The organism is Paraprevotella xylaniphila YIT 11841 (genome assembly GCF_000205165.1).
Lineage (GTDB): Bacteria > Bacteroidota > Bacteroidia > Bacteroidales > Bacteroidaceae > Paraprevotella > Paraprevotella xylaniphila.
On sequence record NZ_GL883828.1, the window covers coordinates 43570 to 54417 of the forward strand.

Genomic DNA, 10848 nt, shown 5'->3' on the forward strand with positions numbered 1-10848 from the left:
ATGTCTCACTTCTTACCGGCCTATACAACCGTTTCGTCCCGAATGTCCCGCTCCGTCAGAGAGCGGGCACTCATTTTCTTATTAGCCATAGGGACATTTCTTGGTATCAGGCCATGCCAAGCCCAAGATGCCGCCCCCCTTCCGGAAAACCGCTATACGACACACGCCACACTCTTCGGTGCGGGACGCACAAGCCTATACGAGACTTACCTGTCTCCCTCCACTTATACCGGGCCTCACCTGAGCATTCTGCATGAGACCTTACGTAAAACCCACTGGTTAGACGGACGCATCACGACACAAAGCATCCTCGACGGATTTTTTTGTTATACCTCCAACCGGGCCGGAAACTCCGACGAACTGGGGGGCAAGATAAATTATTCCATCGGTTGGCATTACAACTGGGTCGTGGGCAGACGGTTGCGGCTGATGGCCGGAGGAGAAGTCCATGCCGGACTGGGAGCGATTTACAACAACCGTAATTCCAACAATCCGGTACAGGCCAAGGCTGACATCGACATAGACGCATCCCTGATGGCCGTCTACCCGTTCCATATCCGCAAAGTACCCTTCACCGCCCGCTACCAAACCAGCCTGCCGCTCATCGGAGCCATGTTCTCCCCACGCTACGGACAGTCTTACTATGAGATGTCATTAGGCAACTATGACCACAACGTATGTTTTACTTATCCGGGCAATGCGCCGTCCATGCGCCATTTCCTGACATTGGACTTTCCCATTGCAGGATTTACGTTCCGGGCCGGCTATTTGTGCGACATCCGCCAAAGCCGTGTAAACGGACTGCGCAGCCATATCTGGAACCATAGTTTCATGATAGGCTACGTGAAACATTTCAGCTTCGTCAAACGTAAAGAGCCGCAACACCGCCCGTTTATCCTGTAACCCACCATCGGTATGAAACATTACATCTTTTTTATATTCTGCGCCATTCTCGCCCTGCTTTTCTGCCCGAGTTGCATTCGTGAAGAAGAGCCGGACAACACGCCAGTCAATAATTTCGAGACACTTTGGCGCATTATCGACACCCAATACTGCTTCCACGACTACAAGGTGCAGGAAGGATGCCTGCCGTGGAACGAGGTATATGCCAAATACCGTCCGCACGTACATGACGGAATGACTTCAGCCCAACTATTCGAAGTCTTATGCGACATGCTGTCCGAACTTCGCGACGGCCACGTCAACCTTTATTCTGCTGCCGACGTAGGCCGTTACTGGAGCTGGCATGAGAATTACCCGAGTAATTTCAACGACAGTGTCCACCAAATTTATTTGGGGACGGATTACCGCATCGCCGCCGGCATGTATTACAAGATTCTCGACGACAACATCGGTTATATATATTATGGAAGCTTCAGTTCCGGCATCGGTGAAGGCAATCTGGATGAAGCCATGTATTATCTGCGCTTGTGCAACGGACTGATTGTGGACGTACGCAACAATTCCGGCGGCACGCTGACCTACGCCGAACGATTGGCCGAACGGTTCACCAACGAAAAACGACTGGTAGGCTACATCGCCCATAAAACCGGAACGGGACACAATGATTTTTCGTCCCCCGAAACCGAATACATCGAACCGTCGAAAGGCATACGTTGGCAAAAGAAAGCCGTCGTGCTGACCAACCGTTCGTGTTATAGTGCCACCAATACGTTCGTACGCGATATGAAAGAATGCCCCTTGGTCACCATTATGGGCGACCGCACAGGTGGCGGTTCCGGCCTCCCCTTTTCGTCCGAACTCCCCAACGGATGGTCTGTCCGCTTCTCCGCCTGCCCGATGTACGATGCCGGAATGAACCAAATCGAATTCGGTATCGAACCGGACACTTGCGTATCGCTCACACAAGAAGACCTGGCACGCAACAAAGACACAATGATAGAAGCCGCACGAGAATTTCTGAAACGATAATTTGGCCAAGCCGATAAATCTTTCTATCTTTGCAGCCGTCTTACCGCGCCTGTGGTGAAATTGGTAGACACGCCAGACTTAGGATCTGGTGCTTTGCGGCATGTAGGTTCGAGTCCTATCAGGCGCACAGAAAAAGAATCCTGAACACTTATTGATGGGGTGCTCAGGATTTCTTTTTTTATGGACATCAAAAGCCTCCTTCCGGCTTGGCTTTCGCAATCCCAATCCAACTTGTCTGTACCCAATACCAGAAGCGGCCTTATTGACAAACAACCTTCCGTACCTTGCCCTCAGGGAACTTCACAATGTTAACCGTACCACGACGAAGAGCATCCAAACGTTCTCCGGTGAGCGAGAATATCTGACAATCGTTTCCTATATGTTCAACCTGCACTGCATGAATATCCGACTCCTCATCAAACTTAGCTTGGGCTTCTTCGGCATCCTTCTCGATTTGCCTTATAATTTTATAGGTTCCGGTATAATCCACCGTATAACTTTCCGTGAACAGCCATCCGGCGTACAAACTGTCAATCTCATATTTTTGTTGGTCGATAACCTCTTTTGCCGCAGCCAGTTCATCCTCAAAGTCTGCGGCAACATCTGCACATTCGGTCGCAATAGCTTCCCGAACCTCTTGTAACTTCGTATAAAGTTTATCTATCCTATCTAATGCCCTATCGTACACAGTCCTATTTCTCCGTTCCAACCACTTATAATTGTTGGCAATCAAGGTATCCACCAACTCGCGCCCACGCGTCAGGTACTTTCCATCCACCTCGTTAGGGCTCCGGTCCACACAATAATCCATCAGGATAACCCCCGTAGGTCCCGCTTCATGCGTCTGCAAATACTCTATAATAGCCGCATTCGTGTAGGTCGCATTCTCGCGATAACCATTAGCTGTAGATAGCGACCCGGGATAAGCCGATGCAAAGTTAAATACCCACACCACGTCCGACTCGTCTTTTGTCACATGTTTCGTACTATGTTCCAACATTTCGGTTACCGCGCTTACCTTCTTGGCCACACCTCCTTCACTATCTTTCGTATTGGCATAATCCTGCACCCACAAAGGAGATTTATAATCCAATGCCGCGCTCTCCCCTATAATACTACACGAAGACTGTGCATTCCAATCCAACCAACCGCACCAACTTTGGAAAAAACCGCCTGTTATCGGTTTGACGGCATATTGGTCACGGCTCAACAGCAAGATTTTCCCCCGCATGTCCCCTACCGTCAAATTCCGCCGGAACGGCACAAAATAATCCTTCAAATCCTCACGCGACAACAATTCGCGCAACATGGTTTCATACGTGGCTTTATCGTTATCGTAATTGGAAGCATACAAACAATGGATTATCGCAAATTCGGAAGGATGAGCTTTCAACGAATCCCGCAGCAAATACAAAGCGGCATCAAAACGAAGTTTCGTCTCAGAAATACCATGGTTGATATTCAGATAGTCATCTTTCACCTTCGGGCGGAAATCGAAAGCGCGGATACCGATGGACCACTGTGTGGCCACATCTATGTCTTGGCACTGGGAAAAGGTTGCCAAAGTAACCCCGTTCCCCGTAGCTGCATCATGCGTTCCGGGAATAGAAACTTGGGATACAAAAAGATTGTCCGGCAGACGTTTCATCCAATCTCCAGCTTTCACATGGGCACTCATGCAAAGCATCAGTAATAAAGTAAAGTAAACGTTTCTCATGATTCTCAAAAATTAAAAGGTTCCTAAAAATTGTTTTTCTTTCTATTACAAAGGAAGCAAATGTTTCCAATATCAGAATGACAATCAGGAGAAAAAAAACGGATCAAGGGTTCATTTTAGCATAAAATAACATAAAGAGGTAAACTGAAGCTCTCACACTTTCACTACCAAGACCTCATCCAGATTCGTCGTATAACGTCGCGAAGCGTATTGCCTCTCCGAAGCATATTCCTGTTCAGCCCCCAATGCAGCCACTTTCACCACGTTATGCCCGTTCTTACGGTTTATCTCATCCACGGCACGTATCAATGCCCCACGCTTTCCACGATCCATCTTATCAAACAAATCCGTTTGAACCGCTTCACGCGGTGACAAATCCCAAACGATAACTCCGGATTTCTTATAGTCGAAGCCCCCGTCATGCGCATGCAACCGCAACGCTTCCAAAGCCGCATGCACGATTTCGGCCGTATCCTGTGTCGGTACGGGCATACGTACCTGTTGTTGAATCATATTGCCGGGAACATCTGTCCGGAAACGGCTAGTATAGGCAAACACCGTGACTTGTCCGCAACAAGTACCTTGTTCGCGCAACTTACGGGCACACTCCGAAGCAAAATAAGCCACGGCCTCTTCCAAGACATGCCATTCAGACAATCCATGCCCGGGAAAACTGCGGCTCATGCAAATACTTTTTTTATAAGGCAAGTCATCCAAAGCAATACAGCTCTCGCCCTGCAATTCGCGCCACGTACGGACTCCGGCCACTGAAAATTCATGGCGTACCCATCCTTCGGAACGGCACACGAAATCCCACGCCGTACGGACGCCATGGTATTCCAGAACCTTTTGCATGCGACGGCCTATGCCCCACACGTCGCCGACCGCAAACCGCCTCAAGGCCTTCTCGCGCTTCTCTTCCGTATCTATTAAACATACCCCCTCGTATGCCGGATAACGTTTGGCATATTTGCTAGCCATCTTGGCCAATGTCTTGGTCCCGGCTACACCCAACGAGACTGGTATCCCCACGCCCTTTCCAATCTTGCGCACAATATCCCGGCCATACCCGCGCAGAAACTCCGCATCCCCCATTCCCGTCAAATCAAGTACGGCCTCATCCACACTATAAATATCCAACCGGGGCGTATAAGCCGAAAGCAAAGACATCACCCGCCGGCTCATGTCGCCATAAAGCGAAAAGTTACTGGAAAACACCGCCACCCCATGCCGCGCCACCACGTCGCGCACCTTGAAAAACGGCTCCCCCATCCGGATGCCCAAAGCCTTGCTCTCGTTGCTCCGCGCAATGACACATCCGTCGTTGTTGGAAAGCACCACTACTGGCTTGTCCCGCAAGTCCGGACGGAACACCCGTTCGCACGATACAAAGAAATTGTTGCAGTCCACCAACCCGAACACCCCATCTTTCATCCTTTATGCAGTTTTTTAATGACGTAAGTCACCACGCCCCAAACCCTGAAATCATTTTCTCCCGTAATCTTTATCGGTTGGAACTCTTCGTTGGCGGGGACAAGCCAAGCACAACAGTTTGCCGCATCGAGCCGGAACTGTTTGAGGGTGAACTCCCCGTCGATACAAGCCACCACATAGTCTCCCGTCCGAGCCTCGAGCGACTTGTCCACCACTACCAAATCCCCGTCCTCGATGCCGGCACCGGCCATGGAATGACCAGACACCCGGGCATAGAACGTCGTCTCACGATGCCGCACCAACTCTTTATTCAAATCAATACCGCCCGACATGTAATCCTGCGCCGGGGAGGGAAATCCGGCTCTTACCCCCTCCTCGGAATAAGGAAGAACCTGCGGTACCGACAAGTCGACCGGGCTTATGCTTAGTTTCATCTCATCCATACGGCAAAGATACGATATTTTACCCATTACGGATGCTGCGACACCACGCTTTTCCTTTGTCATCCGTCATTCCTTACCAAGAAAAAACAATCGCACGGCAACCTCACAAGAAGTTACCGTGCGACCCTTATCCTTTCGGGAAAAGACTATCGGAGCATCCTCATTTCAATACCTTCTTGCCGCCCACGACATACACGCCGGGACGCAAACCATCCAAAGCCCTGGAAACAGGCACTCCTGCCTTCATCCTCATACAGGAAAGCAACAGAAGATTTTCAAGTCAAAAACGCATAGTTTACATTTTTTGGACCAAATGCACAGCCCAAACATCGGACTGACAATCTGTCAAAACCTCCCTCACGAGAATCGCCCATTGGCAGGTTCCTCCGGCACGAACCGAAAATAAACGATTCTCGCGAAACGGGATACTGACAAAAGGGAAGGACACAAAGGCGTTGGGAAACAAAACGGAACGGAAAGAAGGACTTTGTACGCCCGGATCAAACGTGGCGTAAGCCCCAACCGGAAACCGCTGACTTTTTGCCGGATGTTTTCGTACATGAGAATTCACCAGATATCTCCAAGAAACGGAATAAAACCCGATTGCACAGGCATTTTTCGCCCTCTCCAATACCGTCACGAGGACTACTTCAAAAAGTTCTGCGGAGAAACATTTTCCGTTTGCAGCCAAATGAAAAATCATTCGCCTGCAAACGATTTGCATATATGCAGGTTTACGTTGCATAAGACCTGCATAACTAAATATTTATGCAGTCCGGATACTTTTTTGAATCGTATTACACCGTATTTTATCTTCCTCGGGAACTCCAAAAACTAACAAAATGTTACTTATACATACACGTCACGCGGATATCAACTATTCGGGAATGACTTCCTGCATGTAAATGGCTGCCAAGCTCCATGTGGCCGCATCGTTGGTACATACCACGGGATTCTCGTCCACCGGTGCTGGGACCTCGGGCACCTCCACACGGCGCACCGTGAAAGGTTTGTCATTGTGCCACACGTGCCACAGCTCATCCCAAGCTTCGGCTGCCAGTTCCCGGCTTCCCGTCTGGGCGGCGGCATAGGCCGTAAGGCGCGTCACGGGAAAAGGATTGTGCGTAATCGTGCGCGCCTTCTCCTTGTATTCCCGGGCAAAGGTGAGCCACGTGCGGTTCCATTCCGGCAAGTCTATCATTTCCATCAGCTCGTTCATCACTTGGAAACCGCCCATGATGGTGGTCAAATGTTCGGTGCGCTGCAAACCGGGGTCTCCCTCGTAGCTCAACACGCCCGTGGCAGGGTCGAAACCCAACACGCCCGGCCCTGTGAAGATGCCGTGGGGCAAGGCCGAGATGCTCTTCATGCCTGCGATGATTTTGTCGCGGTAAGCCGTGTTGCCCGTCCGTTCCCATTCCGTCATCCAGTTTCCGGCGTAGGCCAACCAATCGGGCCCGACACGCAAACGTGCCGGAGCCGTACAGGGATACTTCTCACGCGGAAGAGCCAACCTCATCGGATCGATGTCGTAAAGCTTTTGTTCGGCATCGCGCACTTCGGTCATCAGGTCACCGCTGCGCTCATCCGTGGTCAGATAATAATAGAAACGGTTCCACGCCGCTTGGCTGATGCGTGCCTCCTTCGCTCCACACCCCCAGTGGCTCACGTTGTGGCGCGAACCTAACCCGGCCATCGGGCCAAGATGGTACACGTCGCATTCTGTCGTATGACGACTCATGGCCACGGCCATCCGCCAAAGGTCGGCACGGCCTGTCCGCAGGAAACTGTACCACAACCACATGTTAGAGGCCAGTTCCGTGTTATCCCACGCATATCCTCCCACGTCATACCTCCACGTATGGCGCACGGAATCGTAGGTGTGCATAAAGTCACCGTAGTTCCAGAAACCGTACCAACGATGTTGATCGACAGCCTTCACATAATAGTCCAAATAGTCTTCCAGACGGTCCTCCACCCGTGCCCGCTTCGGGTTGCTCCGGTCGGGCAGGCTCCACACCCCAAAGGCATGCTTGGCGTGGAGGTATTCCGGTGTGCACAACAAGGGGGCGTCTTCGGCCAACATGGATGCCGTCCGGGCTACCGTCTCCTTTCCCCCATAAGCCACAGACGGAACGAGAGTCAGCGTATGGGTACGCGCCACACCGTAGGGCGTGCTCATCCCTTCCTGCACGTCCTCATAACTGGCCTCCAAATCGTGCGCCACATCGTCGTAATGCCGCAAGTCCATCGGCCCTGCGTCGGGACTCCACATCCATACGGTCAGGCTGGCATTCCGGGCAGCGGCACTGTCCACCTGCAAAGCCGTGGGATAGGATTGCCAAAAATCTTTCAGAGCCACGCCCAATCCGCCGCTTACGTCTCCGGCAAACACATAACCCGGCGCACGGGTTCCCGAGAAAGTCCCAATCCACGGACGGTCGGCATGCGTACGTTTACGGATAGAAAAAGCGTCGGCCGTCGTCTGGCTCAACCGGAAACCGTCCCACACCGCCCAACGGTCGAGAAGATGACGGTTCTTGGCATCGAACTTCTCATAGGCCGGTATGCGTCCGCCACGCATCTGCCTCGCCTGCCAATCCTTTTTCCCATCCAACGACAACACGCGACGGCCCACCAAAGGCTGCACCGGTTCCGCCCATACCCCACCATCGGCCGTGGCGAAAGCTATGTGACGATTGTAAACGGCCTCGCGCATGGGAACCTCGAAACGGATGCCCAGACTACGGATGAAATCGTGATCCATGTCACCATCGAACACAAAAGTATGTACCATCTTGACTTGTTCGCTCCCGGCATAAAAATAAAAGCGTACGGTGAACGGAAGCCATTTCCGCCCCGTGACATCGTTCGCATAGCGGCCTTCCGCCCGCACCAATACCCGGACATCCCCGGCACGTTCCACCGTGACGCGTTCCACTTGCCCGCGATAGCCGGTGAAATGCAATACCGCCTCTCCTTCTGCCGACGGACGGTCCTGCGTGGAGCACAGCAAGGCGGCTTGTCCGCCTACCGTCTTCCCTCCGTAGCGGAGGCTGTCAAGCAGGCAACCACCCAGTTTGGGAATATAAGCCTCAACCTTTCCGGTGGACACCCGGAAGAAAGAGGGTGTCTCGTCCACCCGCACCTTTGCCCCGGAACGGTTCTCTTTTTTGGGTTTCTTCAAGATGGTTTCAAAACGGATGTCTTCCGCTTCTTCCGGTATCACGGCGGCCACTCCGGCCCATTTGACCGAACCGTCCGGCCAGTAAGCCAACGGCCAACAGTCCGACGGGATGTCCGTCCCGTCCCCGTATTTCAACACCACACGGCCATCGGCCTCCAGTTCCCCCTTCAGGAACGGAATGCCCAAACTGACCGGACGGTCAGACGAAGGCCGCGTACCGACCCAACGCAAATCGCCCGAAACCTTGTTTTTACCATAAAGTCCCATGGAAAGCATGGACAATCCCATACACAAAATTGAAATCAGGTTTTTCATGATGCTACAATTATCTACATGCAAAATTCAACATAACTTCCGTAATTTCCAATTTTATCGGAAAATAAATTTTAAAAAACCGCAGGATTATCCTCTTACGTTACGGATTTATTCCTAATTTTGCATTTGGATTACCTGTATTTTTGCGACAATCCGACACAGATTATTAACCTGATTTTATAAACGAGACGCATGAAAACCATCTGCAAAGCCTGCTTCCTTGCCGTAGGCATCCTATCCCTCGGTCACTCCGTCACTGCACAGGAAACTGAAATCAACGACATGACCACTCCGTTGCACTTGCTCCAACCGGAATACAAAGTACCCTATGGCAACCTGACCGTCGAACAAGTCAAGAAAGACATCGACCGGGTGTTCGCCTACATTGAGCAGCATACCCCTGTACGCGTATTGGATACCGACGGAAAAGAAGTGACCGACTACCGACACATCCCCCACGGCTCCACGCTCGACCGAGGCACATTCCGCATCGGAAGTTATGAATGGGGCGTGACTTACCAGGCACTGCTGGATGCTTCCGAAGTGACAGGAGATGCCCGGTACAAAGATTACGTCGTCCGCCGTCTCAGATTCTTGGCCGAAGTCGCTCCGGGATTCCGCAAGCTTTACGAACAGTACAAAGATACCGACGCACAGATGGAACAAATCCTGCACCCGAAAGCATTGGACGATGCCGGAGCCATGTGTTGCGCCATGATGAAGGCGTGTATCGCCGACCCGTCCTTGCCGCTGTCCGACCTGATAGAAAATTATTTCGCTTTCATCGAACACGGACAATACCGCCTGCCCGACGGCACATTCGCACGCCACCGCCCGCAACACAACACCATCTGGTTGGACGACATGTTCATGGGAGTCCCTTCTTTGGCCTATCGTGGCATTTATAAAAAAGAGGAATCCACAAAATATTTCAACGAGGCGGCCAAGGTCAGCCGTCAGTTCATCGACCGCATGTTTGTACCGGAAAAGGGGCTTTACCGCCACGGTTACGTAGAAGGACTGGCACAACAGCCCACTTTCCATTGGGCACGTGCCAACGGATGGGCCATACTGACCAACTGCGAACTGCTCGACGCCCTGCCCGAAGACCATCCCGACCGCCCGTTCCTGCTCGAACAACTGCGCCGCCACATCAAGGGATTGGCGGCCTACCAAAGTTCGGAAGGTTTCTGGCACCAGCTTGTGGACCGCAGCGATTCCTACTTAGAAACTTCGGCCACGGCCATTTATGTATATTGCATCGCCCACGCCATCAACAAAGGATGGATAGAAGGCATCACTTACGGCCCGGTGGCGCAGCTCGGATGGCATGCCGTCAGTACGCAAATCAAGGAGGGCGGGCAAGTGGACGGTACTTGCGTGGGTACAGGAATGGGATTCGATCCTGCGTTCTACTACTACCGTCCGGCCAACTATCAGGCCGCCCACGGTTACGGTCCCGTCATCTGGGCCGGTGCGGAAATGATACGCCTGCTCGGTCATTGGCATCCACGCACGAACGACAGCGGCTTACATTATTATAAAGTGAAACAAACCAACCCTTCTCCGCTCTTCTACCTCACCGAAGACGGGCAAGGAGAAGCCGTAGAATAAACAGTTACTACATCACCGTATGTGCCCGGCGTGAAAAAGACGGTTTCGAGGACAGCAAAGCATGGTTCGATTACTTGCGTCTGTGGAAAACCGAATTGGACAGCCCGTGCACCGCCAGCGTCCGATAAACAAGAGGCATACGGAAAGACCGAAACAATCCCCCGGTTGCACCACTGTGAAGTGCCCCCAAAAAGTTGGACGGGTTA

General features: G+C 52.0%; 7 protein-coding genes and 1 tRNA gene. 4 read left to right on the forward strand and 4 right to left on the reverse strand.

The window, feature by feature from the left end; genetic code table 11:
• From HMPREF9442_RS04705 to HMPREF9442_RS04715, 3 genes are all read left to right on the forward strand, one after another.
• Positions 1–903, forward strand: a complete 903-nt coding sequence (locus HMPREF9442_RS04705; protein WP_008625885.1) for a DUF3316 domain-containing protein — start codon at positions 1–3, stop codon at positions 901–903.
• A gap of 12 nt (positions 904–915) precedes the next feature.
• Complete coding sequence (locus tag HMPREF9442_RS04710; RefSeq protein ID WP_008625886.1) at positions 916–1932, forward strand: S41 family peptidase; 1017 nt, start codon at positions 916–918, stop codon at positions 1930–1932.
• Between the two features lie 45 nt (positions 1933–1977).
• Positions 1978–2059 (forward strand) — tRNA-Leu (locus tag HMPREF9442_RS04715).
• Between the two features lie 132 nt (positions 2060–2191).
• Here HMPREF9442_RS04715 and HMPREF9442_RS04720 read toward each other — a convergent pair.
• From HMPREF9442_RS04720 to HMPREF9442_RS04740, 4 genes are all read right to left on the reverse strand, one after another.
• Positions 2192–3649, reverse strand: coding sequence for a PI-PLC domain-containing protein (locus tag HMPREF9442_RS04720; protein ID WP_008625889.1), 1458 nt, complete (start codon positions 3647–3649; stop codon positions 2192–2194).
• Between the two features lie 153 nt (positions 3650–3802).
• Positions 3803–5083 (reverse strand): Y-family DNA polymerase, encoded by a 1281-nt coding sequence (locus HMPREF9442_RS04725; protein WP_008625890.1) that lies wholly within the window; start codon positions 5081–5083, stop codon positions 3803–3805.
• Positions 5080–5526 (reverse strand): LexA family protein, encoded by a 447-nt coding sequence (locus HMPREF9442_RS04730; protein WP_040602640.1) that lies wholly within the window; start codon positions 5524–5526, stop codon positions 5080–5082. The genes HMPREF9442_RS04725 and HMPREF9442_RS04730 overlap by 4 nt, the downstream gene beginning before the upstream one ends.
• A gap of 877 nt (positions 5527–6403) precedes the next feature.
• Positions 6404–9028 carry an exo-rhamnogalacturonan lyase family protein gene (locus tag HMPREF9442_RS04740; protein ID WP_008625894.1) on the reverse strand — a complete coding sequence of 875 codons (2625 nt, stop codon included), beginning with the start codon at positions 9026–9028 and terminating at the stop codon, positions 6404–6406.
• A 192-nt stretch (positions 9029–9220) separates the two neighbouring features.
• Here HMPREF9442_RS04740 and HMPREF9442_RS04745 point away from each other — a divergent pair, with 192 nt between their 5' ends.
• On the forward strand, positions 9221–10642 hold the full coding sequence (locus HMPREF9442_RS04745) for a glycoside hydrolase family 88/105 protein (RefSeq protein WP_008625895.1): 1422 nt from the start codon (positions 9221–9223) through the stop codon (positions 10640–10642).
• Positions 10643–10848 lie beyond the last annotated feature (206 nt).

What these genes read in the sequence shown, in the direction of transcription:
- HMPREF9442_RS04705 (WP_008625885.1), top strand. Translation starts at nt 1, where the DNA reads ATGTCTCACTTCTTACCGGCCTATACAACCGTTTCGTCCCGAATGTCC.
- HMPREF9442_RS04710 (WP_008625886.1), top strand. Translation starts at nt 916, where the DNA reads ATGAAACATTACATCTTTTTTATATTCTGCGCCATTCTCGCCCTGCTT.
- HMPREF9442_RS04720 (WP_008625889.1), bottom strand. Translation starts at nt 3,649, where the DNA reads ATGAGAAACGTTTACTTTACTTTATTACTGATGCTTTGCATGAGTGCC.
- HMPREF9442_RS04725 (WP_008625890.1), bottom strand. Translation starts at nt 5,083, where the DNA reads ATGAAAGATGGGGTGTTCGGGTTGGTGGACTGCAACAATTTCTTTGTA.
- HMPREF9442_RS04730 (WP_040602640.1), bottom strand. Translation starts at nt 5,526, where the DNA reads ATGGATGAGATGAAACTAAGCATAAGCCCGGTCGACTTGTCGGTACCG.
- HMPREF9442_RS04740 (WP_008625894.1), bottom strand. Translation starts at nt 9,028, where the DNA reads ATGAAAAACCTGATTTCAATTTTGTGTATGGGATTGTCCATGCTTTCC.
- HMPREF9442_RS04745 (WP_008625895.1), top strand. Translation starts at nt 9,221, where the DNA reads ATGAAAACCATCTGCAAAGCCTGCTTCCTTGCCGTAGGCATCCTATCC.